25 protein-coding genes are annotated in these 26,389 nt (G+C 47.2%); all 25 read right to left on the bottom strand.

Going from position 1 to position 26,389, the window contains the following annotated elements:
- Window positions 1–20 precede the first annotated feature (20 nt).
- Complete coding sequence (locus KO501_RS07090) at window positions 21–2,273, bottom strand: chemotaxis protein CheA (RefSeq protein ID WP_216028935.1); 2,253 nt, start codon at window positions 2,271–2,273, stop codon at window positions 21–23.
- Window positions 2,274–2,285: 12 nt separating this feature from the next.
- Window positions 2,286–3,035 (bottom strand): protein phosphatase CheZ, encoded by a 750-nt coding sequence (locus KO501_RS07085; RefSeq protein ID WP_216028934.1) that lies wholly within the window; start codon window positions 3,033–3,035, stop codon window positions 2,286–2,288.
- Between the two features lie 32 nt (window positions 3,036–3,067).
- The gene (gene cheY / locus KO501_RS07080) at window positions 3,068–3,451 is read right to left on the bottom strand and encodes a chemotaxis response regulator CheY (RefSeq protein ID WP_216028933.1); all 384 of its coding nucleotides are present in this window, start codon (window positions 3,449–3,451) and stop codon (window positions 3,068–3,070) included.
- Window positions 3,452–3,499: 48 nt separating this feature from the next.
- Window positions 3,500–4,228 carry an RNA polymerase sigma factor FliA gene (locus KO501_RS07075; protein ID WP_216028932.1) on the bottom strand — a complete coding sequence of 243 codons (729 nt, stop codon included), beginning with the start codon at window positions 4,226–4,228 and terminating at the stop codon, window positions 3,500–3,502.
- Complete coding sequence (locus KO501_RS07070; protein ID WP_216028931.1) at window positions 4,225–5,094, bottom strand: MinD/ParA family protein; 870 nt, start codon at window positions 5,092–5,094, stop codon at window positions 4,225–4,227. The genes KO501_RS07075 and KO501_RS07070 overlap by 4 nt, the downstream gene beginning before the upstream one ends.
- Window positions 5,091–6,521: a flagellar biosynthesis protein FlhF gene (flhF, locus tag KO501_RS07065; protein WP_216028930.1), complete on the bottom strand. Its 1,431-nt coding sequence runs from the start codon at window positions 6,519–6,521 to the stop codon at window positions 5,091–5,093. Before flhF ends, KO501_RS07070 begins: the two co-directional genes overlap by 4 nt.
- A 29-nt stretch (window positions 6,522–6,550) precedes the next feature.
- Window positions 6,551–8,650 carry a flagellar biosynthesis protein FlhA gene (gene flhA / locus KO501_RS07060; protein WP_216028929.1) on the bottom strand — a complete coding sequence of 700 codons (2,100 nt, stop codon included), beginning with the start codon at window positions 8,648–8,650 and terminating at the stop codon, window positions 6,551–6,553.
- Between the two features lie 93 nt (window positions 8,651–8,743).
- Entirely contained in the window at window positions 8,744–9,868 is a 1,125-nt protein-coding gene (gene flhB, locus KO501_RS07055) for a flagellar biosynthesis protein FlhB (protein WP_216028928.1), read from the bottom strand.
- A gap of 11 nt (window positions 9,869–9,879) precedes the next feature.
- A complete protein-coding gene (gene fliR, locus KO501_RS07050) occupies window positions 9,880–10,662 on the bottom strand; it encodes a flagellar biosynthetic protein FliR (RefSeq protein ID WP_216028927.1) in 783 nt (260 codons plus the stop codon).
- Window positions 10,663–10,666: 4 nt separating this feature from the next.
- On the bottom strand, window positions 10,667–10,936 hold the full coding sequence (gene fliQ, locus KO501_RS07045; RefSeq protein ID WP_216028926.1) for a flagellar biosynthesis protein FliQ: 270 nt from the start codon (window positions 10,934–10,936) through the stop codon (window positions 10,667–10,669).
- Window positions 10,937–10,944: 8 nt separating this feature from the next.
- Window positions 10,945–11,706, bottom strand: a complete 762-nt coding sequence (gene fliP, locus KO501_RS07040; protein WP_216028925.1) for a flagellar type III secretion system pore protein FliP — start codon at window positions 11,704–11,706, stop codon at window positions 10,945–10,947.
- Window positions 11,696–12,109: a flagellar biosynthetic protein FliO gene (fliO, locus tag KO501_RS07035; protein ID WP_216028924.1), complete on the bottom strand. Its 414-nt coding sequence runs from the start codon at window positions 12,107–12,109 to the stop codon at window positions 11,696–11,698. The genes fliP and fliO overlap by 11 nt, the downstream gene beginning before the upstream one ends.
- A 28-nt stretch (window positions 12,110–12,137) precedes the next feature.
- The gene (fliN, locus tag KO501_RS07030; RefSeq protein WP_216028923.1) at window positions 12,138–12,545 is read right to left on the bottom strand and encodes a flagellar motor switch protein FliN; all 408 of its coding nucleotides are present in this window, start codon (window positions 12,543–12,545) and stop codon (window positions 12,138–12,140) included.
- Between the two features lie 28 nt (window positions 12,546–12,573).
- Window positions 12,574–13,632 (bottom strand): flagellar motor switch protein FliM, encoded by a 1,059-nt coding sequence (fliM, locus tag KO501_RS07025; protein WP_216028922.1) that lies wholly within the window; start codon window positions 13,630–13,632, stop codon window positions 12,574–12,576.
- A gap of 12 nt (window positions 13,633–13,644) precedes the next feature.
- Window positions 13,645–14,187, bottom strand: coding sequence for a flagellar basal body-associated protein FliL (fliL, locus tag KO501_RS07020; RefSeq protein WP_216028921.1), 543 nt, complete (start codon window positions 14,185–14,187; stop codon window positions 13,645–13,647).
- Between the two features lie 86 nt (window positions 14,188–14,273).
- A complete protein-coding gene (locus KO501_RS07015; RefSeq protein WP_252728192.1) occupies window positions 14,274–16,205 on the bottom strand; it encodes a flagellar hook-length control protein FliK in 1,932 nt (643 codons plus the stop codon).
- Window positions 16,206–16,359: 154 nt separating this feature from the next.
- Window positions 16,360–16,797 (bottom strand): flagellar export protein FliJ, encoded by a 438-nt coding sequence (gene fliJ / locus KO501_RS07010; protein WP_216028919.1) that lies wholly within the window; start codon window positions 16,795–16,797, stop codon window positions 16,360–16,362.
- Between the two features lie 5 nt (window positions 16,798–16,802).
- Entirely contained in the window at window positions 16,803–18,137 is a 1,335-nt protein-coding gene (gene fliI / locus KO501_RS07005) for a flagellar protein export ATPase FliI (RefSeq protein ID WP_216028918.1), read from the bottom strand.
- Window positions 18,130–18,912: a flagellar assembly protein FliH gene (gene fliH, locus KO501_RS07000; protein ID WP_216028917.1), complete on the bottom strand. Its 783-nt coding sequence runs from the start codon at window positions 18,910–18,912 to the stop codon at window positions 18,130–18,132. Before fliH ends, fliI begins: the two co-directional genes overlap by 8 nt.
- A 23-nt stretch (window positions 18,913–18,935) precedes the next feature.
- Window positions 18,936–19,979 (bottom strand): flagellar motor switch protein FliG, encoded by a 1,044-nt coding sequence (gene fliG / locus KO501_RS06995; protein ID WP_216028916.1) that lies wholly within the window; start codon window positions 19,977–19,979, stop codon window positions 18,936–18,938.
- A gap of 12 nt (window positions 19,980–19,991) precedes the next feature.
- On the bottom strand, window positions 19,992–21,695 hold the full coding sequence (gene fliF / locus KO501_RS06990) for a flagellar basal-body MS-ring/collar protein FliF (protein WP_216028915.1): 1,704 nt from the start codon (window positions 21,693–21,695) through the stop codon (window positions 19,992–19,994).
- Window positions 21,696–21,709: 14 nt separating this feature from the next.
- The gene (gene fliE, locus KO501_RS06985) at window positions 21,710–22,045 is read right to left on the bottom strand and encodes a flagellar hook-basal body complex protein FliE (protein ID WP_216028914.1); all 336 of its coding nucleotides are present in this window, start codon (window positions 22,043–22,045) and stop codon (window positions 21,710–21,712) included.
- A 228-nt stretch (window positions 22,046–22,273) separates the two neighbouring features.
- Complete coding sequence (locus KO501_RS06980; protein ID WP_216028913.1) at window positions 22,274–23,617, bottom strand: sigma-54 dependent transcriptional regulator; 1,344 nt, start codon at window positions 23,615–23,617, stop codon at window positions 22,274–22,276.
- Complete coding sequence (locus KO501_RS06975) at window positions 23,614–24,762, bottom strand: ATP-binding protein (RefSeq protein WP_216028912.1); 1,149 nt, start codon at window positions 24,760–24,762, stop codon at window positions 23,614–23,616. The genes KO501_RS06980 and KO501_RS06975 overlap by 4 nt, the downstream gene beginning before the upstream one ends.
- Before the next feature lie 117 nt (window positions 24,763–24,879).
- A complete protein-coding gene (locus KO501_RS06970; protein ID WP_216028911.1) occupies window positions 24,880–26,361 on the bottom strand; it encodes a sigma-54-dependent Fis family transcriptional regulator in 1,482 nt (493 codons plus the stop codon).
- Window positions 26,362–26,389 lie beyond the last annotated feature (28 nt).

Raw genomic sequence — 26,389 nt, 5'->3', positions numbered from 1 at the left:
TCGTCCTTTTTTATAGGCTGTTATGATTTTCTTGCGTATCGTTTTAAGAGACTCGGTATATCCAGTATGAGTGCGATACCGCCATCAGATGTGATTGTCGCTCCCGCCATGCCTGGCGTACCTTGCAATAACGCATCTAAGGGCTTAATGACCACTTCTTCTTGGCCGATTAAAGCATCCACGACGAACCCGACTTGTTGCGTGCCGATTTGCACCACAACCACGTGTCCTTTTTCTCGCTCAATATCTTTCGGGCCGCGAATTAACCACTCACCCAGGAAGAACAGTGGAATGGCCTTAGAGCGCACAATCATGGTCAGCTGACCGTCGACGGTATTGGTCTTTTTGATATCCATGTTAATAATTTCATTTACCGCACCTAACGGCAGTGCGAAGGTCTGCTGACCAACAATGATCATTAACGTGGGTAAGATGGCCAACGTAAGCGGCACTTTTATCTCAAGACGTGTTCCCTTACCTAACTGAGAGTCGATATTCACCGTGCCGTTTAATTGGGTAATTTTGGTTTTCACCACATCCATACCCACGCCACGACCGGAAATATCGCTAATTTCTGTTTTCGTCGAAAAGCCCGGCGCAAAAATCAGATTAAACGCTTCAACATCGGACATGCGAGCCGCTGCGTCTGCATCCAACACTCCCCGACTAATGGCAATCTCTTTCAGTTTTTCCGGATCCATACCTTTACCATCGTCTTCGATGGTTAACAGAATATGATCGCCTTCTTGAGAGGCGGCTAGTTTAACCGTCCCCATACGAGGTTTACCGGCATTGGCTCGATCGTCAGGCATTTCAATACCATGATCCACCGAATTTCTTACCAGATGCACCAGCGGATCAGCCAATGCTTCTACCAAGTTTTTATCTAAATCTGTTTCTTCACCTTCAAGCTCTAAGGTAATTTCCTTTTTAAGACTGCGGGCTAAATCCCGCACAACCCGAGGAAAGCGACCAAATACTTTCTTAATTGGCTGCATGCGGGTTTTCATTACCGCACCTTGCAAATCACCGGTGACCACATCTAAATTGGCGATGGCTTTTGACATATCTTCATCGTTGGTATTAATACCTAAACTCAGCAGGCGGTTACGCACTAACACCAGTTCGCCAACCATATTCATAATCTGATCAAGCCGCTTGGTGTCAACACGTACTGTGGTTTCCGCAGGAGGCGGGGCATGACTGGATTTTTTGTCGTCTTTTTTAGCCCCCGCTTTTGCCGGTGAGGCTGGTGTTTTTGCTGGCGTTGCTGGCTTAGCCGGAGAAGCTGTGGAGCGAGGTTTCTCTGCCGGTGGTTGGGTTTGAGATTGCTTTGCTTTCGCCGCATTAACGGCGTCGGTGGCTTTATTGTCCACCTCCACATTACTCGCTACACTGGGCCCCTGACCTTTGCCATGCAGCTGGTCAAGCAATGCCTCAAATTCATCATCAGAGATTTCGTCATTATCATCGCTGTGGGCAACGCCGTTGTCGGCAGGTGTAGATGGTGTAGTTACCGCAGACGGTTTGTCTGCACTAAACTGGCCTTTACCATGAAGATCATCCAGCAAGGCTTCAAATTCATCATCGGTAATATCCCCATCATCATTGCCTGTTGAAGGCGTCTGTGTTGGGGTCGGCGCAGAGGTTTGAACTGGCTCGGAGCGACCTGGCGCGCCAGAACCGTGAAGCTGATCAAGCAAGGCTTCAAATTCGTCTTCGCTAATATCTTCTATACCACCGTCACTGGCGCCATTGTTTAGCGCCGCTATTTCTGGTGCTTCGGGCACCTCTTCGACGGTAAATTCCTGTTCTTCCGGCGAGACTGCGTTACTTTGGACGCCCACCGCTGTTTGCGCACCAAAAATGTTTTCATCGGGGGTTTCTGGCTTACTTAGTTTGTGTAGCACGTCCACAAGTTGAGCATCGGCGGGTTGCAATGGATCCCGCGCTTTCACACGTTCAAACATTTCAACAACCACATCGGTGGCTTGTAAAATAACGTCCATGAGCTCTGGTGTAAGTGTACGCTGGCCGTTGCGCATAACGTCAAAAACGTTTTCCGCCCCGTGACATATCTCAACTAATTCTGTAAGTGCAAGGAAGCCCGCGCCGCCTTTTACGGTGTGGTAACCTCTAAAAATGGCATTTAGGAGATCCGCATCTTCAGGATTATTTTCTAAATCCACCAGCTGCTCTTGCAACTGTTCTAGTATTTCACCGGCTTCAACTAAGAAATCCTGTAAAATATCCTCATCAACTTCAAACGACATGCTTGTGCTCCCCTAAAAACCTAGACTTGACAGGAGGTCATCCACATCATCCTGGCCTTGTACTACATCATCACGTGCTTCTGCGTTAATTATGGGCCCTTCCGCCTTGACGCCATCCGTTTGTTCCGCTTTGTGGACAGGTTTAACCACCTCGCCTTCCCGCTCACCAAACATGGTCAACATATTGACTAGGCTATCTTCCACTTCTTTGACCAGCTCTATAACCCGACGGATAACTTGCCCCGTTAAATCTTGATATCCTTGCGCCATTAAGACTTCGGTTAATAACCCTGTCAATTTCGAGGCATCCGTGGTCGCATCGTTAAATAAGCTATCAATATCGATACATAAGCTTTTGAACTCGCCCAGTTCTATTTGGCGAGTCATGAGTTTTTTCCACTCAGGCGCTATGCTACCAATACGCTCAGATAAGGATTCGGCAATAGGCATGCAATTTTCAACGGCGTCCATGGTGGTATTGGCCGCTTTTTCTGTTTCTTCAATAACATAGGTCAAGCGCGTTTGAGCATCTGGAATATCATCGTTTGCCAAGCCCGCAATACGCTCGTCCAACTGGAAATTATTTAGAGCGTCATGTAGTTGCCGGGTAAGCTTACCCACTTCGGCAAACAGTTCCACCGACTCTTTAGCCGATACCGCTTCAAGTATTCCGTTGGCAGCGTCGTCGTCGCCTTGCTCTAAATAAGCAACTAATTGTTTTGCTTCGGCTAACGAAATTGGCACATTCTTTTTCGGTGACATCCAGTGATCCTCTTCTCTGGCGGACGGCTGGATCAGCCTAGGCGCTCAAAAATCTTTTCGAGTTTTTCCTTCAGCGTTGCCGCCGTGAATGGTTTCACAACATACCCATTCACCCCTGCCTGAGCCGCTGCAACAATTTGTTCTTTCTTCGCCTCAGCGGTTACCATGAGTACCGGAAGATGTTTAAGTTTGTCGTCAGCGCGGATAGCCCTAAGCAAATCAATGCCTTGCATGCCTGGCATGTTCCAATCGGTTACCACGAAGTCGAAATCGCCTTGCTGGAGCATGGGAAGTGCCGTACTACCATCATCCGCTTCCTGAATATTGGAAAACCCTAAATCCTTAAGCAGGTTCTTTATGATTCGTCTCATAGTAGAAAAGTCATCTACTACAAGAATTTTCATACCTTTGTCCAAAATAGCCTCCAGTGAGGATTAATCAATTGTTATTAATATTAGTTTAAATTATTCATCCGCTTGCCAAGATTGCATGCGAGATTTTAGTTTTAACATGGCCTGACTATGAATTTGGCTTACCCGAGACTCACTAACGTCAAGGACTTCACCGATTTCACGTAAATTTAATTCTTCGTCATAGTACAACGACAGCACAATCGCTTCCCGTTCAGGCAGGGTAGTAATGGCATGAGCTAGCGCTTTTTGAAACGCCCCTTGCATTAAATCCTGTAACGGCGAATCACTGCCTTTATTTTGTTCTGTACTAATGACATCTTCTGACACCCCCAGATCTTCAATACCCACCAGTTTTCCGGCGTTTACTTCATTAAGCATCTGGTGATAGTCATGAATACTGACGTTGAGCTTAGCAGCAATTTCCGTATCACGCGCATCTCTTCCGGTTTCACTTTCTACCTGAGAAATGGCTTGGGTAATCGCGCGACTGTTTTTATGTACCGAACGGGGAGTCCAATCACCTTTTCTAATTTCGTCGAGCATAGCACCGCGGATACGAATTCCGGCAAAGGTTTCAAAGCTCGCCCCTTTGGAACCGTCAAAATTACGGGCGGCTTCTAACAGGCCGATCATGCCGGCCTGTATAAGATCATCCACCAGCACACTGGCTGGCAGACGCGCCATCAAATGGTGGGCGATACGTTTTACCAGTGATGCGTGCCGCTCAACGAGTTGAGATTTATCTGATTGTTGAAGATAGGCTGCGGCTTTACTGTTCAACGTTGGCTTCCCACCACTTGCTTATTTGAGACCAATTGCTCGATAAAGAATTCCAAATGACCGCCCGGTTGAGCAGGTACCGGCCAACTCAATGCTTTGGAAGCTAGCCGACTAATGGCAACAGCGGCTGGCGAACTTGGATACGCATCCACAATGGCGGTTTGTTTACGCACGGCACGACGAATGTTTTCATCAAAGGGCACCGTCGCCACCAGTTCAAGCGCCACATCGAGAAAACGTCCGGTGACTTTAGACAACTTGGTAAACAGTTCATGTCCTTCGCGAACATCCCGCACCATGTTAGCGACAATTTTGAAGCGAAACACACCGTGTTCACGGTTAAGAAGCTTAATCAGCGCATAAGCATCCGTAAGTGATGTAGGTTCATCACAGACCACCACCATAATGTCTTGAGACGCGCGGGAAAAACTCAGCACCATGTCGGAGATACCGGCAGCAGTGTCCACAATGAGTACATCTATTTGCGTCCGTAATTCACTAAATGCGCGAATTAGACCTGCATGCTCGGTGGGAGTGAGCTCTGTCATAGACTGGGTGCCAGAGGTAGCAGGTGCGATTTTAATTCCGTGGGGGCCAGTGACTAACACATCATCTAAGGTGCATTCTCCTGACAAAACGTGGGAAAGATTCTTTTCCACCCTTAGCCCTAACATAACGTCCACGTTTGCTAGCCCTAAGTCGGCATCAAGCACCATGACACGTTTACCCTGCTTCGCCATGGCGATGGCTGTGTTTAATGTGATGTTGGTTTTACCAACACCCCCTTTACCGCCGGTGACGGCAATAACCTTAATGAGGCGTGATTGATTCATTTTTCTTAAGCTACTCGCTTGATCTTCGATCATACGGCCTTAACTGAATTAGTGTCCTGATAAGACTTAGTATGATCCATACCGTACTTTTTATAAAGCTTTGCTGCTGCAGAAACGAGAGATTTTGCATCCGCAACTTTGATATCTTCCGGCACCTGCTGCCCGTCAGTAACATAACTAACAGGAAGCTGTTGCTCCACAGCAATGCTTAGCACCTCACCCAAACTGTAACACTCGTCTAGTTTCGTAAAAATACATCCATCGAGCTTTACTGAATTATACGCCTCTATTATGCGTTGTAGTGCAGGATATTGGGTATTAGCCTGCGCAACTAAGTATTTTCTTACCGGTTGCATTTGACCGTGATTAAATTGACTCAATTGTTTAATTAAACGACTGTCTCGTTGACTGAATCCTGCTGTGTCTACCAATATTAACCGTTTATGGCGTAGCTGGAAAAGCTGTTCTGCTAACTCTTCGCTACTTTGGGCTTTACGTGTAGTGCAACCAATAATTTTACCGTACGTGGCTAGTTGTTCAAACGCGGCAATACGATAGGTATCGATGGTAATCATGGCCACTTGGTCGGCGCCATATTTTTGCGCATATCTGGCAGCCAGTTTCGCCACCGTGGTCGTTTTTCCTGTCCCCGTAGGTCCAACTAAGGCCACCACACCGGTCTGGGTCAGTATATCGTTGCCAGACACGTTCAAGCGGTTGGCCAACAAATTAAGTAAATAGACCCAAGCTTCGCGCTCAGTATAGGCCGAAGGGGTATAATGAACCAGCTGCTCTGCCAATGCTGTGCTTAAACCCATACCGGTTAAACGTTGGGTTAAATAGCTGTGCACCGGACGATGTCTGCGCTGTTTAGCATCCATTAAATCCGCCACTTGGTGTTGCAACACATTACGTAAGGACGCTAATTCTTCTTTGATGGCATCTAACTCTGCTGGCGATGACGGTTGAGCTTGGTTCTTGTGGGCAGGGGCATCAAATGCGGTATTCATCTGGGATTCGGGGGCGGCACGAAATTGACGTTCATGATCTGACGGATCAGGAAACGAAAAATCACTCTCCGCTGACGGCTGTGAATGCATTGGCTTGTGGGTCGCTTGAGGTGGTACTCCAGCGCGTTTTTCAGCAAAAGAATAGTCAGTTGCGGTTGCCGATTGGGTTTCGGCAGCTTGTTTTTCAAGTAAAGCCCGTAAACTGTCCGGCCCTTCATCACCAATAATTTCACTTAGGCTGGGCACCGGATTTTTGCCGTTAGGGGCATCTTTACCCTGACGAGTAGGCAGTTTTAGTTTTGCATCAGGTTCTTTATCGTAAGCCGCTACTAACTCAATACCATCAGCAACTTTACGGTTTGACATGATCACAGCATCACTGCCTAATTCTGCCTTCACCTGATTTAGCGCTTCGCGCATGTCTTTACCAAAAAACCGTCTTATTTTCATTTCGCCCTCTCCACCCTTGTCGCGTCAGATTATTGACCCACCGAGCTGACAATTTTAATTTGCTTGTCATCGGGCACTTCCTGATAAGACAACACATGTAATCCGGCCACTGAATACTTCAAGAAGCGAGATAACACAGGTCTTAACATACCCGATGTCAGTAATACCGCAGGCTCTCCATTTAACTCTTGTTGTTGAGCTGCCTGTTGCAGGGATTGTTGTAATCTGTCGGCGAGTCCTGGCTCTATACCAGCGCCGTCTTCGCCCCCTGCCTGTAAAGACTGGTGCAACATCTGTTCCAACTCTGGCGCCAGAGTTATGACGGGCACTTCTTTTGTGCCCTGACTGATTTCTTGAACGATAAGACGTTTTAACGCAATACGGACTGCAGAGACTAATACATCGGGATCTTGGCTACGTGGACCGTACTCAGAAAGGGTTTGTACAATGGTACGCATATCACGAATAGGCACACCTTCGAACAGTAAGGTTTGCAGCACTTTTACCACGGTGCTAAGTTGCAAGATGTCAGGCACTAAACCCTCAACCAATTTAGGACTGGATTTAGCCAGCATATCTAACAACTGTTGTACTTCTTCATGCCCTAACAGCTGATACGCATTGTTACTTAAAAGTTGACTAAGATGAGTCGCCACCACCGTGGCTGCATCCACGACGGTATAGCCAAGGGTCTGAGCATGCTCACGCTGGTTCGGACGGATCCACACCGCATCCAAACCAAAAGCCGGATCCGTTGTAGGCCGTCCATCCAATTTACCAAATACTTGTCCTGGATTGATCGCCAATTCTTCGTCGTGACTTATCTGCGCATCACCAATGCTTACTCCCAACATAGAAATGGTGTAAGCATTAGGATCTAAATCCAGATTATCGCGAATATGCACCGGCGGCACCAGAAACCCGAGCTCTTGGGATAACTTTTTACGCACGCCCTTAATGCGTGTCAGTAACTCTCCGCCCTGAGATTTATCCACCAACGGGATGAGTCGATAACCCACTTCCAGTCCGATGGTATCAACCTGTTGTACATCGTCCCAACCCAGTTCTTTAATTTCAGGAGACACAGGCTCACCGCCTTCCACCGTCGCCGGAACGGCTGGCTGTGCTGCCGCTTTTTTCGCTTGCTTGGTTTGCCATATGGCATAACCTGCGGCAATGGCAGAGAACCCTAGAAATGCAATGTGCGGCATGCCAGGCACAATGCCCATCACAAACAACACCGCTGAAGCAATGAAAAGTGCTTGGGGGTTACCCAACTGGTTGCGGATTTCCTTACCCATTTCCTGGGTTTCATTTTCCCGGGTAACAATGATAGCCGTGGCCACCGATAACAATAATGAGGGGATCTGGGCAACCAAGCCATCACCAATGGTAAGGATGGTATAAACTTCGAGCGCATTGCCAAAGGACAAATCATGCTGAATCATGCCAATAAACAAACCACCGACGATATTAATCAGCATAATGAACAAGCCCGCTACGGCGTCGCCCTTAACAAATTTTGACGCCCCATCCATAGAGCCGTAAAAATCCGCTTCTGCAGTGATTTCTTCACGACGTTTCCGAGCTTCATCTTGATCAATATACCCGGCGTTTAAATCGGCATCGATAGCCATTTGCTTACCCGGCATAGCGTCTAGAGTAAAGCGAGCGCTCACTTCCGATATACGACCAGCACCTGCGGTCACTACCTTAAAATTAATAATTAAGAGAATGGCAAAAACCACCACCCCCACCGCATAGTTGCCACCTATCACCACCGCGCCGAAGGCTTCGATGACTTTACCTGCAGCATCTCCGCCTTCATGGCCATAGAGCAGCACCACACGGGTCGAGGCCACATTCAAGGCAAGACGTAACACCGTCGCAATAAGCAAAACAAGGGGGAAAATACCAAAATCGACCGGTTTTTGAGTAAACACTGCCACCAAAATAATGACTAGGCTTAAGGCAATGTTAAAACTAAACAACACATCCAGCAGAAACGGCGGCATGGGTAGGATTACCATACCCATGATGGCAAGCAGCACGATAGGCGCACCTAACCCATTGGCGAAATGTTGTAACTGATTCTTATCGAATCGCTGAAAATAACCGGATAGCTGCATTGTTTAGGGATCTCACTAACAGAAAATTGACGCTTCCGTCATGTCTACCCGTTAGACTTCAACTACCATGCCACTTTTTAAATTGTCACAAAGTTAACGGCGTAACTCGGGAGGAATAGGTAAGTCTTTCTTCAATGGATTGGGACGTTTGCCTTTACCGGCTTTAAATGCACGAAGCTGGAAAACATACGCAAGCACCTGAGCCACAGCCATAAACAGCTTGTGAGGAATTTCATGCTCAACTTCTGTCGAGTAATAGATAGACCGTGCAAGCATGGGAGATGGCACTATGGGCACATCATGGGCATCAGCAATTTTTCGGATGTGCATAGCCAGTTCGTCCACCCCTTTAGCCACAACAATCGGTGCGCGACCACCATTATCATCGTATTTCAGCGCCACGGAAAAGTGAGTTGGGTTGGTAACCACCACATCGGCCTGCGGTACTTCCTGCATCATACGTCTGGCCGCAGCCTGATATTGCAACCGTCTAATTCGCCCTTTAACTTGGGGGTTACCATCGGCATTCTTACGCTCGTCCTTCACTTCCTGCTTGGACATTTTCATTTCTTTATTGTGTTTATACAGCTGATAAGGCACATCGAAGGCCGCAATGGGTATCATGCCCAGGGTCATCAGTAAAAAAGCCCATTCAAGCATATCTAAGGCATGAAATAGATTGCGAGGGTAAAGCTCCATATCAAGGTGAAGCGCTTCATCCTGAAAATAAAATAATGCCCCTAATGCCATCGCACCGATAACGATGAATTTAGCGAATGCTTTTAGCAACTCGACAAAACCGTTCACCCCGAACATGCGCTTTAAGCCAGCGAGTGGACTCATTTTGTTCATTTTCGGTGAGGCTGACTCCCAGGTAAAGTTAAAACCACCCAAAGCGATAGAACCATAAATACCGGCTATCATGGCCACCACCATGTAAGTTAAGACCGGACCGGCCACCGAGGTTATGGCATACCCCCAGGCAGAAAACAGATAGGTGGTGTCATAGGTTTGATCTCTAGACATGGTAAACATGCTTTTCATCATGCCAAAAACCGCTTTGGCGATGGTGCCACCCATGATAAGAAACATGATACCGCTTACCACCAACACTAAGGTAGTAGACAGCTCTTTTGACCGGGCGAGCTGACCCTTTTTTCGCGCATCATCCAGCTTTTTCCCCGTGGGGTCTTCTGTTTTTTCCTGTTCATCAGCCATCTTTATTCACCTTAGCTAGGACAAATCAGCAGCAGCTCACACATAAACTGCTGGGCTCGCTGCCACTGACTGGCAAAGTGGGAGGTAAAGTTATCCAGGGTTATCCAGATAATAATCAGCCCCATAATCTGAGCGATAGAAAAACCAATACTGAATATATTCAATTGCGGAGCAGCTTTTGTCATTACCCCAAAAGCGAGGTTCACAATAAGTAATGAAACGATGGGGGCTAACGACAAGGTGATGGCCGACACAAACATCCACGACCCCCAGTGGGCTATATCGCGAAACTGTTCTGCCGTAAACCAAGCCTCCCCCACTGGAAACGCATCAAAACTAATCGTGATCATTTGGATCATGGCCAAGTGACCGTCCATCGTCCAAAAGAGTAGCGTTGCTAGGATCAGATAAAATTGGCCCACTGCAGGCACGTTTATACCATTGACTGGGTCGACAATAGAGGCAAAACCAAGACCGGTTTGCATGGCAATAATCTGTCCTGCCAACACAAAGGTATTTAATACCATCATTGAGACAAAACCGATGGCGATGCCAATTAATAATTGCTGAATGACAAGCAAAAATGCCCCCACGCCCACCAGGTTATCAATAGGCACAGGCTTGACCACTGGCATAATCACCAGGGCTAAAAAAATGGCTAACAGGGCGCGTACCGTTTGCGGAATTGATTGAGCGCTAAGGCCAATCATGGCGGCAAACATGCCGCTGATGCGCATAAAAGGCAGAAGTAAGTCAGCTAAGAACTGATTGATGGTGCTCAGATCCACATGCATGGGATCACCCTACTACCTGAGGAATTTGGTCTACCATATGAAAGGTAAAGTCCATCAGTTTTTCTACCAACCAGTTTCCTCCCCAACTTAACGCCAACAAGGTAACGATTAATCGAGGTAGAAAACTCATGGTTTGTTCGTTAATTGATGTCGCGGCCTGAAACACCGCAACAATTAATCCTACAATCATGCTGGGCACAATGACCGCAGACACCAACAGAATAACCATAAACATGGATTCTCGGAGGATTTCCACAAACACTTCTGGTGACATAAGGCCTCCTAGACTCCCATACCAAAACTGGTGGCGAGGGTGCCAAAGATTAAATTCCAACCGTCGACCAACACGAACAACATTAACTTAAACGGCAAAGATACGATCATAGGCGATAGCATCATCATCCCCATCGCCATCAAAATAGATGCCACCACAAGGTCAATAATGAGAAACGGAATAAACAACATGAAGCCAATTTGGAAGGCAGTTTTAAGTTCACTGGTCACAAATGAGGGAATTAATATGGTTAACGGCACTTGTGCCGGATCATCGTATTTTCCCTCATCGCCGGCAATACGCACAAAGGTTTCTAAATCCTTCACTCGGGTTTGGGATAGCATAAATGCGCGCATCGGCTCGGCGGCTTCATCTAGTGCCTGACGTGCGGTCATTGCTTCATCTAAATACGGCTGTAACGCCCGTTCATTCACCTCTTCAAACACCGGCGTCATGATGAACATCGATAAGAACAAGCTCACCCCAATAAGAATTTGGTTAGATGGTGACTGCTGAAGCCCAATGGCCTGACGTAAAATTGACAGCACCACAATGATCCGCGTAAAGGATGTCATCATCATTATAAAAGCAGGAATAAGACTCAAGGCTGTCATAATAAACAGCGCTTGTAATGTCATGGTGTAATCTTGGGAACCATCAGGGTTGGTGGTTACCGTAACGGCCGATATGCCTTGCTGAGCCCAAGCAGGAGAACTCATGACAAGCCCCAAAAAGACGGTTATCAGTAACACAGAAAGCTTACTTTTCATCTTGCTTTCCTTCTTTCATTCCCGGATTCATGGTGTTTGCCATGGCTTTAATTAATTTTTGTTTGAAATCACCTTGGCCTTGTCCTTCTTGTTGTGAGGCAAGGGGCGTATCCAATTTGGCCAGATGATTGATATTTTGCGCGGTCACTCCCACAAGGTGTTGTTCTTCCCCTACTTGGATCACCATGATCCGTTCTCGGGTACCTGCCACCATGCTAGCCACGACTTTCATTTGACCGCTACCGGCATGAGTGACATTAAACCGGCGCATCAGCCAAGCTAATGAGAAAATGATGGCGACAACCAGCAAAAGTGATAGAAAAATTGACAGTACAGAGGTGGGGTTAGTTATAGAATTTGTACTTTGTGCTTGTACAGTGAAGCTAAATAACAGGGGCAGCATAGCGCAACCCCCTGTTTTAGAAAGCGTTTTAGCGAAGCTTTTTGATTCTCTCGATTTGACTAATAACATCCGTTAACCGAATACCAAACTTATCGTTGACCACTACTACTTCTCCATGAGCAATCAACGTGCCATTTACCAAAACATCCAATGGCTCACCGGCAACTCGGTCTAATTCCACCACGGATCCCTGGTTCAATTGTAGCAGGTTTCGGATGCTTATCTGGCTACGCCCCACTTCCATAGAAATGGTGACTGGAATGTCTAAAATCGTATCCAGTTTTTTCTTTTCTTCTTGGGTGATGGGCGCATCATCCGTCAACTCGTCCAGCTCAGCGACCTGCACATCATCGCCGTTCTCAGACCCGTTCTCTTCTGCATCAGCTTGCTCCGCCATTGCTTCTGCCCAATCGTCCATTCCGTCATTTTCACTCATGACATTGCCTCTGTGTTCGGTTCTTTAGTTACAGATCTTCTTCAAGAACTTGTAGCTCAGCGTCGTTATCAATAACGCGCCCGCCACGGGTTAATAATTGTAATTCCGATTTCACCGACGTCGGGCGTGGTATTTTATCGGAAATTTTCAGCGCCAGATTTTCGCGGGAGCGCCCTAACTTGGCTCGGAATGTGGGTAACTCTTCAATTAACACGGTAATATGCTCTGGCATTTCTACCGGAATAATATCCCCGGGTTCGAATTCCATCACATCCCGCAACGGGACATCCACATCAAGCATATGGGTACTAAGATTGACCTTCACGTCGAGAATTTCATCCCGTAACGCTTTGCTCCAGCGTAAATCTGTATCTTCTTTGTCGCTTTGTACACCGGCGTCTAACAGTTCACGAATCGGTTCCAACATTGAATAGGGTAACGATACGTGGAAATCTCCCCCGCCACCGTCAAGTTCAATATGAAACGAACTGATCACCACCACCTCTGTGGGGCTGACAATATTGGCCATGGCCGGGTTCACTTCAGAATCGAGATATTCAAAGGAGACATCCATCACCGGTGCCCAAGCTTCTTTGTAATCTTCAAAAATGATTTTCAGCAGCATCTGAATAATACGTCGTTCAGTGGGCGTAAATTCCCGGCCTTCAATTTTTGCATGATAACGGCCATCGCCACCAAAAAAGTTATCAACCAAGATAAACACCAGCCGCGCTTCCATGGTAATCAAGCCCGTCCCTTTTAGCGGGCGAAAACGAACCATGTTTAAACTTGTAGGTACAAATAGAGTATGAATGTACTCACCAAATTTAATCATCTGGATACCGTTAATTGACACTTCAGCAGAGCGACGCATCATATTAAATAAGCTCACCCGCAAATGCCGTGCAAACCGTTCATTAACGATTTCCAAGGTAGGCATACGCCCACGAACGATGCGATCTTGAGATGAAAAGTCGTACTCAAGGGCAGACGCATCCGAAGGCGTATCGACGATTTCTTCTTCTTCCACATCGTCAACGCCGTGCAATAGCGCATCAATTTCATCTTGTGATAATAAATCGCTCACCGTTCTACCTCGTTATTGCATGACGAAACCGGTAAAAAGCACTTGCTCTACCACGTCCGTACCCGTGTATTGCTTCATGGCGGCCTGCACTTCTTCCAGCGCCTTTTCCCGAAGTTCTATTTTCCCGGCTTCTGTCACCAGATCATCAGCACTACTACTACTGAACACCCTTAATAAGGCACCCTGAATAAGAGGAATATTAACCTTTGCCGTTTCTTCATTATCACTGCCTCTTACTAAAAGCTGGATTTTGATCTGTACGGTACGTTCTCGCCCACTGCCTGGAATATGAAAGGTAATGGGTTGGGGAATAGCCACATACAAGGCACTACCCATTTCAGCTTGTCCGTTACCTTGCATAGCATCAGTACTGGTGGCCGGATCGGCCATATCCGTTGCATCAGCCTGTTCAGTTGCCACCGGATCTTCACCTGCAAATAAAAAGAAATACGCGGCACCGCCACCTGCGATCAATACCAAGACAATAATGATGATCAGCATCATCTTGCCTTTTTTCCCACCTTCTTCTTCAATTTGCAACTCTTCGTCAGCCATGTACTTTTACCTTAATCAACCGTCTTGCGCGTATTATGTGAAATTACACTCAATTAGCAATATCCATTGCGTATATCATTCCACCCTTAAGCATAGTCGTCTATGCCTCCTTGCGCTTGCCTGGTTAACGGTTGTTCAATAACAGTAGAGTTTTCCGTGCCTTCACCGGCTAGGTGTGAAGACCCGCTGCCGCCTTCGCTATCATCGCCTTCTGAGAAATTGCCTTGATCTTGTTGCTGACTCACAGAGGATTCGCCAAGGGCTATTCCCTGCTCTGCTAACATATCCCGCAATCGAGGTTCAGCATTCATCAACACGTCTTTCGCCTGAGATGATTGCACAATAAAACTCACCGCAGCACTATCTCCAGACACATTAACCCGTACTTGCATACTGCCTAATTCTGGCGGATCAAGACGAATTTCTGCCATGCTGTTGCGGGCATTCACCATCCAACGCACTTTTTCGGCAAGCTGTTGCTGCCCCTCAGGTTGCTGAATATTTACCCCTTTATCATTCGCGCCCGTGTCTTGATGCTGCACCCGCTCGGCTTTTACTTGCTGCAAATCCACGGTGGCGGTGTCATGGCTTGTTGCTGCATGAACGAAAGCCGCTCCTGAAGACGAAGACTGTATAGTTTGTAACGCAGCGCTCGCCACTAAGTTCAATTGTCGTACTTCATTAGCCACTAATGCCGAGATGTCATTATTTTCATCTGCCGCTATCTGGCCCAATGCATCTGTAATTTGTGCTTCTAGTGTTTGTGCTGGAATGTCTCCGGCGGCTAACTGCTTTTGATAATCAGCCACAATATCAGCAACGTTTTGTTTAAACGCCGTGCTTTGCTTTTCACTTAACCCTGCGGGTAAGGCGCCAATAATGTTTTCACTTAATGCGTCAGTCAGGGTATCGCGGGTTGTCGTCTCAGCTTGCCCAAATAACTGCATAATAGCGCCGCTTTCGCCGGGCACGGCATCCGGGGAAGATTCGGGAGCTTGCTGGGACGCGCTTTGCTGTTCATCGCCCTTACCTTGGTGAGCACTATCGCCACCTAATTCCGCTTTGAGTAACTCAACCAACAAGCCGCCGTCATCATTTAACGCCAACAAAGCATCATCACCTTGTCCGTCTTTCTCTTCGACCTTGCGCTTATCCTCATTACTGGCTTTATGAAGTGCGGCCATCAACGCCGCTGCCAACACCTGAATATCCTGTTCGTTCTCAACCTTAGCATCTAGGTTTTCACCGTCAGCCTGTTCGTTATCTAGCCATTGGGCGATTGCGTCATTAAGTGATTCTGCTAGCGCAGTAAGATCGCCAGGTAACTCACCATCGGTGCTAGCGCTTTGTGCATCGGTGCTTTCTCCCACCGTTTTTAGCACGTCGATAAGCGCGGCAAAATCTTCATGATAGCCTTCTTGAATGACATTGCCGTTCTCATCAATGGTGGGGATATCGCCATCAACAAAGACATGGCTATCGTCAGATAGATCAGCGGTCACATCACCTTCACTAGCGTATTGTTCCCCCCCATGAAGCTGTCGAATTGCATCCACAAAGGTAAGGTAATCGGTGTTTTCTTCTTGGGTTTCTCTTCGCTGAGCCTGGCCCTCTGTAACAAGCGGGTTATCCGGTGACAAGGCCACGTCGTTTTGCTGTTCTAAAACCCCCTCATCGGAAGCGGTGTGCTCCTCGGCTTTTTCAATTACCACATTGTCATCTAGGTGATTGAGATCATCCCCTTCAATGGTAGAACGCGACTCAAGCTGCCCGTTGGCCTCTTGGTCATCGTTGGCACCTTGGTGAAGATCCTCGGTAGCGTGTCTTTTAGTGGTTTGAATCTCAGCATTTTTTTGCTGCAGACTTTGTTGACGCTCCCGCTCATGGGCCTCAGTAACACTATCGAAAGTGCTGGCAAAGCCGCTATCACCTTGCGTATCAGGCGCTTTCGCCTTTTCATCCGTTTCGACGGGAAGCACGGCAATGTTTGAACGTTGTGTGGCAAGTTGTTGCATCATACCCATAAACCTCTTTCCACTTTTTATCGAAAAAGTGTCAAAAAACAGTGTAAAGCGTAATTTTTATCGTCTCTGATAAGACAATCAGCAATTCTTGTTCCATTTGTCACAAATCGATACTCAGACAGATAAAAAAAGAGGGGCAATGGAGTGATTAGGTAAAACGCTGGCGAAAGTATTTTTGCGCGGCAAATTCATCCATCATATGCTGCTCTTCGCGTTGCGCACGCTTTTGTGCTTCTTCGGCTTTCTTTTCAATGAGCATTTCCACCGCTTTACGGCGTTTTTGCTGCTCTAACCAAGCCCGCTTTCGCTGATCTGCCGCTAAAGTTGTTTGGGAAATGACGTTCATTTGTTGCTGGCAGGCCTTTTCCAGCTTGCCGACGAAGTTAAGATGTTGATGATACACCTTGGCTCCGACACCACCTTTTCCGTTGGCTTGGATTTGCTTTAGGTAATCTAAACGGTATTGCTGCAAACTACTTAACTTTTGACGCTGCTGGGCAACCTGTTGTTGAGCGAGTCGAAATTGTTGCGCCGCAGTTTGTTCTTTATCTCGTTCAAATTTTGCTACTAACTCCAGTTGTTTCATGCCATTCACCCTTTACCTAGCCCGCCAGCAAGGGCATTCATTCCTTGCAGACTTTCATCGTAATTGAGTACCTGCGTCATGCCTTGTTGTAAAAAGGCGTTGATTGCCGGTTCCGCTCGGATGGATAAGTCGATACGGGGATCAGAGCCTTTAGCATAAGCGCCAATGGCAATCAGATCTCGGTTCTGCTGGTAAGTAGAGTAAACTTGTCGAATACGACGGGCTTGCTGCAAGTGCTCATCGCTGGTCACCATCGGCATAACCCGACTAATAGAGGCTTCAATATCAATCGCCGGATAATGACCGCTTTCAGCTAATCGTCGGGATAACACCACATGGCCGTCTAAAATCGCGCGGGCGGCATCGGCAATGGGATCTTGTAAGTCGTCCCCTTCGGTTAACACGGTATAAAAAGCGGTAATGGATCCTTGGCGGTCATTGCCGTTACCAGCTCGCTCCACGAGGGCAGGCAAACGCGCAAATACCGAGGGCGGATAACCTTTCGTCGCCGGCGGTTCACCCACCGCCAGAGCAATTTCACGCTGCGCCATGGCATAACGGGTTAACGAATCTATCAGTAATAAAACGTTCATGCCCAGATCACGAAAATATTCAGCGATGGTCACCGCCGTTTCACACCCTTTAAGGCGCATTAATGGTGATGTATCGGCGGGAGCTGCCACAACCACAGCCCGCTTTCTTTCCTCTTCGGTGAGAATGTCATGGATAAATTCTTTTACCTCTCTACCACGCTCACCAACGAGGCCTACCACCACAACGTCAGCCTGACACCCTCGGGTCATCATGCCTAGCAGCACAGATTTACCCACACCGGAGCCGGCAAACAAGCCCATTCGTTGACCCACTCCCACCGTATTGAGGGCATTAATGGCACGTACTCCTACATCCATAGGCTCACTAATGGGCTTACGAGTAAGGGGATTCATGGGCGGTTTAATGGTAGAAACACGCGTATCGGTTTTGATTGGACCGCGTCCATCAAGGGGTTGGCCGTTGCCATCCACGACGCGGCCAAGTAAACCGAGTCCTACCGCCAAGCCACTGTCTCGATTTAATGGCAATACCCGAGAACCGGGCACGATCCCCCTCACCGCTTCGGTGGGCATCAAATAGGTGATGTTTTCTGCAAATCCCACCACCTCGGCTTCGATTTCCCCTTCAACGGTTTGTACTAAACACTGACTACCTACCGGCAGCTGACACCCCACCGCTTCCAGTGTTAATCCAATTCCTCGAACTAACTTCCCCGCGGCTACAATAGGCGGATTCAAAATAGCATTTTGTAGCTCAGAGAAGTAATCCCCCCAAGGGCTAGTCATCGGTTAAACCTTGCTGTAATAAAAACTTATCGAGAATCTCTCGACAGCGGCGCTCAATAGAAACATCCACCGCATTTTGTTCAGTGGTAATATCGCAGCCCCCGCGGGCCATGGTTGGCATTTCCGTAAAATGCCAGCCCTTTTCTTTCACATGTTGTTCGCCAAAATGAGCGACCACCAGTTCAATATCTTCCGGATGCATGGCGATTTGATAACGTGTCTCGCTAACTGGTAACGCTTTAAGTCCCTCAGCCAAGGCCGTTAAAACACAGGCTTCATTTGTGGTAACCTCGGTACGAATAACCGCTCGGGATAAGGCCACGGCCAGTTTGACAAGCTGCACGCGGGTTTCTTCGTTGACCTGGTTTAATGGTGCACTGATGTTGTCAGCCAATGCCGACCATCCTTGTGCAATTTCATCAATCTGCGCTTTACCTGCCTCTAGCCCTTCTTGGTTACCGGTTTGCAGCCCTTCTTCATAGCCCTGCTTTTTACCGTCTTCAATGCCTTGGGCTTTCCCTTCTTCGTAACCGGTTTGCTTTCCTTCATTATGACCTTCGTCAAAAGCCGCTTGTCGAATTGCTTCAATTTCTTCGGCCGTGGGAGGAAGGATCTCTTCTTCTTCCGGTTCGGGAGGTTCGTATTTCCAATCGCTACGGCGATTTAGCGCATTGGTTCGGGTTAATTCTTCCTTCGATTTTTCTTCTGCTAAAAAAGGTAAATCCCAAGATTTAGCTGTGGTTAAATCGTCGTCCGAAGCAGGAGGGTTACTCATGGCATTGATACTCTATTTTAAGGCTACAGGAACTCTTCACCACCGCCGCCACCCAGCATAATTTCACCGGAATCAGCCAAGCGCCGGGCCACCGATAGAATTTCTTTCTGTGCGGTTTCCACTTCAGAGAGCCGAACAGGCCCCAATGCTTCCAAATCGTCGATGAGCATTTCAGCGGCACGTTTGGACATATTCTTAGTGATTTTATCTTTAAGATCTTCATCGGCGCCTTTGATGGCTTTAAGCAATGAGTCTTGTTGTACTTCGCGTAATATCGCCTGAATACCTCGGTCATCCACATCGACCAAATTATCGAACACGAACATAAGGTCTTGGATTTGCTGGCTCATTTCTTCATCTTGTTCGCGAATAGCGTCCATTAACTGACCTTCAATGGAAGTATCAAGATAGTTCATAATATCCGCAGCCGACTTCAAGCCGCCCATTTTCGCCGCTTGGGTACCCGCTTGACCGGCAAATTGTTTTTCCATAATTTCGTTTAATTCCTGTAATGCCGCTGGTTGCACTTCTTCAAGATTCGCAATACGCATGAGTAAGTCTAGACGCACTTTCTCAGGGAACTGGGCCAAAATTTCGGCGCTCTGTTCTGGCTCTAGGTATGACAATACAATGGTTTGGATCTGTGGATGTTCGTTGCGAATAATGCTGGCGACTTGTTTAGAGTCCATCCATTTCAATGAATCTAAGCCTTTAGCCCCACTGCCCATCAGGATTTGATCAATCAAATTAGCCGCTTTATCTTCACCAAGTGCGGCAGTTAACGCTCGCTTCACAAAGTCCTGGCTCTGGAAGCCGATGGTACTGTAGTTTTGTATCTCATCGATAAAGTGTTTATGCACAGAGGTGATTTTAGGTTGAGTCATATCATCAACCTTGGCCATTTCAGCCCCTAACTTTTGCACCTGTTTAGGTTCAAGGTGCTTGAGAATTTGGGCAGCATCTTCTTCTGATAAACTCAACAATAAGATAGCGGCTTTCTCGACGCCTTCGAGCTTGCTGATGTCGTAGTTTTGCTCGCCGCCTGTTTCGGCTAATTCATCCGGCATGACTCACGCCCCTTAATCATCTTGCATCAACCAGCCCTTAACAACTTGTGCGGACAGTTCAGGCTCATTGGCCACCAACGCGCGCACAGCTTTAAGAACATCTTCGTCTTTATGTAAATCGGGCAACATTAGCGAACCATCCGGCGCAAACCCAACCTGCCCTTCATCAAATTCTTGTGACAACATACTGATGGTATCATCGCCTAGATCCAATCCTTCATCGGCATCGAAGTCATCCGTATCCTTAATTTCTTCAGGATTAATCAGACGACGTAGCATTGGTCTTATCACAAACACGATCAGTACGATTATAATCAGACCACCTACCACTAGCTTGAGTATAGGTAATATTTCAGGACGTTCCCAGAAAGGCACATCTTCAACATCCCCGGTATCCAGACGGGTAAAGGGCACACTGACTACTTCTAGGGAATCGCCTCGGGCCACATCAAAGCCAATACCACCTTGTAATAAACGGCGAATATTGATTATTTGTTCTTGGGTTTTAGGTGTTGATGTTGCCGTGCCATCTTCGGCCACACTGTGATCATGATCCACCGCCACCGATACACTAAGCCTGCGGATAACCCCAGTCTGCTTTTTAGTATGACTAATGGTGGTATCTAATTCGTAGTTTTTTTGCACTTCTCGGTTATTTTGTCCCGGTACCATGGGTGCATTGCCACTGCCTGCAATGGCATTTTCAGGGATGGCAGATTCTAACGGCGGTTGATTAGTTAGTGCGCCAGGAATACCGCCGGCTATGGAGCCCACAGTGCTAGATTCTACTGACATTTCGCTGCGTACAGCCGGTAAATCAGGATTATACGTGCGCTGAGTTTGCTCCACCGCAGTAAAATCCATTGCCACATCAGCCTGGGCGGTATAATTGCCCATGCCTAAAACGGGGATAAGAATAGCATCAATTTTCTCTAGGTATTCTTGTTCCCGCTGACGCTCAATTTCATATTCTTTTCTGGCTCTTGCGCTGATGGAATCTTGAGAACCTGAATTTAACAAGCGTCCATTACTGTCGGTCACCGTTACCTTAGAAGGTTCCATTCCTTGTACCGCTGACGCCACAATATCAATAACAGCGTCAACTTCTTCACCATTGATCACCTTACCCCGTTTGGCCGTCAGCACTACCGTGGCGCTGGCTTTTTTCTCCCGACGGGCAAAGACATTTTCTTTAGGCATGGCCAACAACACACGGGCTTTTTGCACACTGGATAATTCTTCAATGGTGGCGGAAATTTGCTGTTCTCTGGCATGCTTTAAACGTTCCATCTCAACACGTTGGGAAACGCCAAATCCCATGTCTTGCATAATGATGTCTGCACCCGCATCATCCGAACGCACTAGTCCTTGTCGCGTTAAGCCTAATCGAACCGCCTGAAATTCATCAGAGCGTACGTAAATCGTATTCCCTTCCAAACGATATTCTGTTTGGCTTGAATCAAGATAGTCGAGGGTTTCAATGAGTTCTTCGGTTTCTAATTTCGCTAACGGGCGAAAGTCGGGCTCTTGCGCCCAAATCAGAATAAACACGGCAATAGCAACGCAGATGACCAGCACAACCACAAGGGCCATCTGACGCATCACATCAGCGCTACCAAGGGTATCCATGAATCCGGATTTATTTTCAGCCTCGTTAGCCATAACGTCATCGTTAGAGCCTGAAACGGTAAGATTAGTGCCTGTTGCTTCCGCCATTTCCTATTTCTCCACTAAACCGGCATGTTCATGATGGTTTTATAGGCTTCCAACACTTTATTGCGCACCTGGACAGTCGCTTCAAAAGCAATACCGGCTTTTTCTTTAGTCAGCATCACTTCCGCTAGACTTAAGGACTTGTCGCCCATTTCAAATCGCTGTTGCATCTCTTTTGATTCCAGCTGCATACTATTTACTCCTTCCACCGCCTGTTTAAGCATGACCGAGAAGTCAGTGGCAGATGAATTTTTAACGGCGAGGGTCTGTTCTGGTGACTCAGCAGCTTGCAGACGCGTCTGCCCTATCATGGCTTGCATTTCCTGATACAAACTATTGGCTTTGACGTCCATACCTTCTCCTGATTGATGCTAATGGTCAGATTCTTGTCTGACGACTGGGTGTTATTTACTCTACAGCAAGAGTAATACCAACTTTTATAATCCATTAATTTCAATAGGTTAGAAAGCATGCCAAATTAATGACGGGGTATTTGATAGGGTAATAAAAAGCCACGACAGAAAATCGTGGCTTGAAGAACAGTGTCGCACTAAACCGATGTGGCCTTTTTAAGGTGTCGGTTAGGCGGGTACATCAATACCCTCTTCACGCATTCGTGCCAGTTTATAGCGTAACGTGCGGGGGCTAATACCTAGCTTTTCGGCCACATCTTTGCGTTTACCATTACACAGTTGCAAAGTATCTAGAATGATTTGATGTTCTTGATGGCGTAATTCCGACCCTAATTTGCTATCATCTTCTGGCTCTACATCGTTATTTATTTGATGACTGGCTAAGGTGGCTGCCATATCGATCATGAGATCCGAAGAGTCGATACTTTCACCATTGCATAAAATTAGCGCGCGCTGAATGACATTTTCCAGCTCTCTTACATTGCCTGGCCAATCATACTGGGTGAGCTTATTTCGCGCCGCTGCTGATAATTTAATCCCTTTATGTTGCTGCCCACGATGACGGCTAATGAGGTGTTCGGCCAACGGGACAATATCACCGGGACGCTGGCTCAATGGCATCCAAACAATAGGAAAGACATTTAATCGATAATACAAATCCTCGCGGAAATCGCCGGCACTAACCGCTTGGCGTAAATCACGGTTACTGGTTGCAATAACGCGAACGTCCAGCGAAATGGTTTTTCTACCGCCTAGTCGCTCAACCTCTTTTTCTTGTAAAACCCGCAATAGCTTAGCTTGTAAAGCCAAATCCATTTCCGTGATTTCATCAAGCAGGATGGTGCCCCCCTGAGCTTGCTCGAATTTACCTGGACAAGCTTGCACCGCCCCTGTGAATGCCCCTTTTTCATAACCGAAAAGGGTAGCTTCAAGCATATTTTCCGGGATCGCCGCACAGTTAATGGCGATAAACGCGTCTTTTGCCCGAGCAGACTGATCATGAATATAGCGGGATAGCACTTCTTTACCCGAACCACTTGGGCCCAAGACCATTACTGTGGCATCCGTTCCTGCTACTTTTCGAGACAATTCAAGCAGGTTTTGGCTACTAGGATCGGCGGCAATGGGGGTACGCGACTCTACTTTTTGCGCCGGCGCATATCGACTCACTAAATTCAACAACACTTCAGGTGCAAAAGGCTTGGATAAATAATCGGTTGCTCCCTCACGCATCGCCAATACCGCATCGTCAATAGTGGCATAGGCGGTCATGAGTAATACCGGCAATTGGGGATAACGATTTTTAATGTTCTTAAGCAGTGTTAACCCATTCATTTCCCCCATCTGGATATCACTGACCACTAAATCCACGGCGGTGCCAGATAATTGAATCAGTGCATCCTCGGCACTTTGTGCAGCCACCACACGATAATCCGCTAATAAGAGGGTATCTTTAAGCGCTTCGCGCAGTCCTGCATCGTCTTCAACGATGAGTATGGTAGAGTGAGTCATACTTGCTCTCCTGTTACATCAGGGTGAAATTGTGAATTTGAATGACGACTAATAGGTAGAGATAGTGTAAAACACGCCCCTCTGCCTTCTAAATTGGTCACACCTAACTGGCCCTTGTGGGCGTGCACCACCGATTTAACGACGGCAAGGCCCAAGCCTGTGCCATGGGTCTTGGTGGTAAAAAAGGGTTCAAATATTTTTTGCTGAATATTAGGCGAAATGCCGGGCCCATCATCAATGACTGACAGGGCAATATTGCGGCCAGCCTGTACCACATTCACTTCAATCACACAGTCTTTCTCACTGACCTGCGAAGCATTGTGAATGAGATTTAGAACCGCCCCTTGCAACGCCGTCATATTACCCGTGATGGTATATTTGGCATCAAAACCGTTTAGAACTAAGGCCTGCCCCGCACTTTCCAGCATCGTATGTGCAGTGGGTTCGATGGCTTGTCGAAGTGCGTCCATGGTGATCGTGGTGACAACCTGATCGTCTCCGGATTTGGCAAACAACAACATATCGTTCACCTGGCTTTCCAATTCTTTAAGACGATGAGATAGCTTTTGGGCGAAATTTAACGTGGCCGTTTCTCCCAAACGCTTTTGCTGAAGATTGGCAGCATAAAGCATGGCGGCAGATAAAGGTGTACGAATTTGATGGGCAAGGGATGCAACCATTTTACCCAGTGCAGATAAGCGCTGCATGTGGCCCACCCGAGCTTGTAATTCCCGAGTCTCGGTTAAATCCGTAAGTACGATAAGTTGGCCAGGTTCATTGTTAAGCGGGGTAATCGATAGTTTTACCCGTCGCCCGTCAATTAAGGAGACTTCGTGACCATCATCGGCCCGAGGTTTAAATGAACGGGCAATGATGGTTCGCCACAATTCGTCTTCAAGAGGTTCGCCTAGAAGTTCCCGCGCTTGTTCGTTGGCTTGACGAACAATCCCCTGACCGTCAATAACAATAACGCCCGCAGGCATCACTTGTAACAGGTGAGATAAGCGGCTTGCTTGCTTTTTTAACGACTCCACGTCTTCTTCGCCCACAGAAAGTACAGGCGTTTCAGAAGCACCGTAATACGGTGTAAACGGAACAGAAGTGGAATGCCGTTCGGCATTAGCGCCGTGGCTGTCATAGATCATATTAACCCTCGTCAAAAAGCAGACGTTACGTCTTACTAGGGTTAATGCACGACCTATGCCATATTTATTTCAATTTAAAAACAATGAGTTACAAGATTACTCAGCGATAAGTTACAGTCAATTATCTGACGATACCGACTCTTCACGCTGAATATCGTATTTGCGCATTTTTTCCACCAGCGTGGTTCTACGCATACCCAGTTTGTCCGCTGCCCGGGCGACCACCCATTCTTGTTGCTCTAGAGCTTGGATAATGAGGTTAATTTCAAGCTCTGACAGATACTCTTTAAGGTTCACGCCTTCAGCGGGTAATTGGGAGTCTGAATAATCATCTTTATACCCTTTTGAACTCGCGCTATCAGCCGGCTCATGGGCCGCTTCTGATGCTGCAGATTCGGCAAATAGCGCATTGAAGGCATCTCGCTCTAACAATTCTTCGGGGTAATCCGGTTCATACACCTGCACATCGCCGTACTGATATTTAGGGGGAAGATCTTGAATATCCACAATGTGGTCTGGATAAAGAATACTTAATCGCTCGACCAAGTTGGACAACTCGCGAACATTCCCAGCCCAATCATGTTCCATCAGTGACGAAATTGCCATTTCTGTGAAACGTACCACGGCCACGCCATCGCCTTGAATACGACTAATGAGCTCTTGCAATAGCAAGGGAATATCTTCCCGCCTATCACGCAGTGCCGGGCTATCGATAGGAAACACATTAAGCCGGTAGTATAAATCCTCACGGAACTTATCATTACGGATCATGGTTTCTAAATCACGGTGAGTGGCGGCAATGATGCGTACATTAGCGCGAATGGGTGTATGCCCCCCTACCCGTTCAAAAGTGCGCTCTTGCAAAACACGAAGTAATTTAACCTGCATCTGCAAGGGCATATCGCCAATTTCGTCTAGGAAAAGTGTGCCGCCTTCTGCCAATTCAAAACGCCCTTTGCGTGCACTGATGGCCCCCGTAAAGGCACCTTTTTCATGACCGAATAATTCACTTTCTAATAATTCACCGGGGATTGCACCGCAATTCACTGGAATAAAGGGGCCATCCTTACGTGCAGACATAAAATGCACGTTGCGGGCAATAACCTCTTTGCCGGTACCAGATTCCCCCAGAATAAGGACGGTTGCATCCGTAGGCGCCACCTGTTCTACCAATTGACGTACGGTTTGGATCTGTTGACTGCGGCCAACCAAACTGCGAAACAAACGGGTTTTCAGCCCTGTCGTTTTTAAATTCCCAGGACGAAGACGGGAATATTCCTGACAACGATGAATGGCCTGGGTAAGAACAGGATAAGTAACAGGGAGTGTGGCTGTACTCACTAAATTACAGTTTGGCGCTATCATGCCATCTTTAGATTGAATGGCGATAAATGGGATATGTGGGAACTCAGCTATCAGGCCAATGGCCTGTTCGGCACTCTCATAATCAACAAGTACAGCCTCTACGCTGTGAGTATTCAAATAACGTTGGCTATTGGCAAAACCTTGCCCATAACACGTCTCACCCATAAATGTGATGACGGTTTCTAGTTTTTGAATGAGTTCGCCGTTGTCACTAACGAGCAGAATTTCCTTCATCGATTCCTCGAGAACGCATTTTTATTAT

Source organism: Alteromonas sp. C1M14, from assembly GCF_018860965.1.
GTDB lineage: Bacteria > Pseudomonadota > Gammaproteobacteria > Enterobacterales > Alteromonadaceae > Alteromonas.
This window is presented reverse-complemented; position numbering and strand designations above follow the sequence as displayed.

What these genes read in the sequence shown, in the direction of transcription:
- flhF (WP_216028930.1), bottom strand. Translation starts at nt 6,521, where the DNA reads ATGAAAATAAGACGGTTTTTTGGTAAAGACATGCGCGAAGCGCTAAAT.
- KO501_RS06970 (WP_216028911.1), bottom strand. Translation starts at nt 26,361, where the DNA reads ATGAAGGAAATTCTGCTCGTTAGTGACAACGGCGAACTCATTCAAAAA.
- fliF (WP_216028915.1), bottom strand. Translation starts at nt 21,695, where the DNA reads ATGGCGGAAGCAACAGGCACTAATCTTACCGTTTCAGGCTCTAACGAT.
- fliG (WP_216028916.1), bottom strand. Translation starts at nt 19,979, where the DNA reads ATGCCGGATGAATTAGCCGAAACAGGCGGCGAGCAAAACTACGACATC.
- fliI (WP_216028918.1), bottom strand. Translation starts at nt 18,137, where the DNA reads ATGACTAGCCCTTGGGGGGATTACTTCTCTGAGCTACAAAATGCTATT.
- fliN (WP_216028923.1), bottom strand. Translation starts at nt 12,545, where the DNA reads ATGAGTGAAAATGACGGAATGGACGATTGGGCAGAAGCAATGGCGGAG.
- flhA (WP_216028929.1), bottom strand. Translation starts at nt 8,650, where the DNA reads ATGCAGCTATCCGGTTATTTTCAGCGATTCGATAAGAATCAGTTACAA.
- fliE (WP_216028914.1), bottom strand. Translation starts at nt 22,045, where the DNA reads ATGGACGTCAAAGCCAATAGTTTGTATCAGGAAATGCAAGCCATGATA.
- fliH (WP_216028917.1), bottom strand. Translation starts at nt 18,912, where the DNA reads ATGAGTAACCCTCCTGCTTCGGACGACGATTTAACCACAGCTAAATCT.
- KO501_RS07015 (WP_252728192.1), bottom strand. Translation starts at nt 16,205, where the DNA reads ATGATGCAACAACTTGCCACACAACGTTCAAACATTGCCGTGCTTCCC.
- KO501_RS06975 (WP_216028912.1), bottom strand. Translation starts at nt 24,762, where the DNA reads ATGATCTATGACAGCCACGGCGCTAATGCCGAACGGCATTCCACTTCT.
- fliP (WP_216028925.1), bottom strand. Translation starts at nt 11,706, where the DNA reads ATGAAAAGTAAGCTTTCTGTGTTACTGATAACCGTCTTTTTGGGGCTT.
- KO501_RS07090 (WP_216028935.1), bottom strand. Translation starts at nt 2,273, where the DNA reads ATGTCGTTTGAAGTTGATGAGGATATTTTACAGGATTTCTTAGTTGAA.
- fliQ (WP_216028926.1), bottom strand. Translation starts at nt 10,936, where the DNA reads ATGTCACCAGAAGTGTTTGTGGAAATCCTCCGAGAATCCATGTTTATG.
- KO501_RS07070 (WP_216028931.1), bottom strand. Translation starts at nt 5,094, where the DNA reads ATGATCGAAGATCAAGCGAGTAGCTTAAGAAAAATGAATCAATCACGC.
- fliL (WP_216028921.1), bottom strand. Translation starts at nt 14,187, where the DNA reads ATGGCTGACGAAGAGTTGCAAATTGAAGAAGAAGGTGGGAAAAAAGGC.
- fliO (WP_216028924.1), bottom strand. Translation starts at nt 12,109, where the DNA reads ATGCTGCCCCTGTTATTTAGCTTCACTGTACAAGCACAAAGTACAAAT.
- fliR (WP_216028927.1), bottom strand. Translation starts at nt 10,662, where the DNA reads ATGCATGTGGATCTGAGCACCATCAATCAGTTCTTAGCTGACTTACTT.
- KO501_RS07085 (WP_216028934.1), bottom strand. Translation starts at nt 3,035, where the DNA reads ATGTCACCGAAAAAGAATGTGCCAATTTCGTTAGCCGAAGCAAAACAA.
- fliJ (WP_216028919.1), bottom strand. Translation starts at nt 16,797, where the DNA reads ATGAAACAACTGGAGTTAGTAGCAAAATTTGAACGAGATAAAGAACAA.
- flhB (WP_216028928.1), bottom strand. Translation starts at nt 9,868, where the DNA reads ATGGCTGATGAACAGGAAAAAACAGAAGACCCCACGGGGAAAAAGCTG.
- KO501_RS06980 (WP_216028913.1), bottom strand. Translation starts at nt 23,617, where the DNA reads ATGACTCACTCTACCATACTCATCGTTGAAGACGATGCAGGACTGCGC.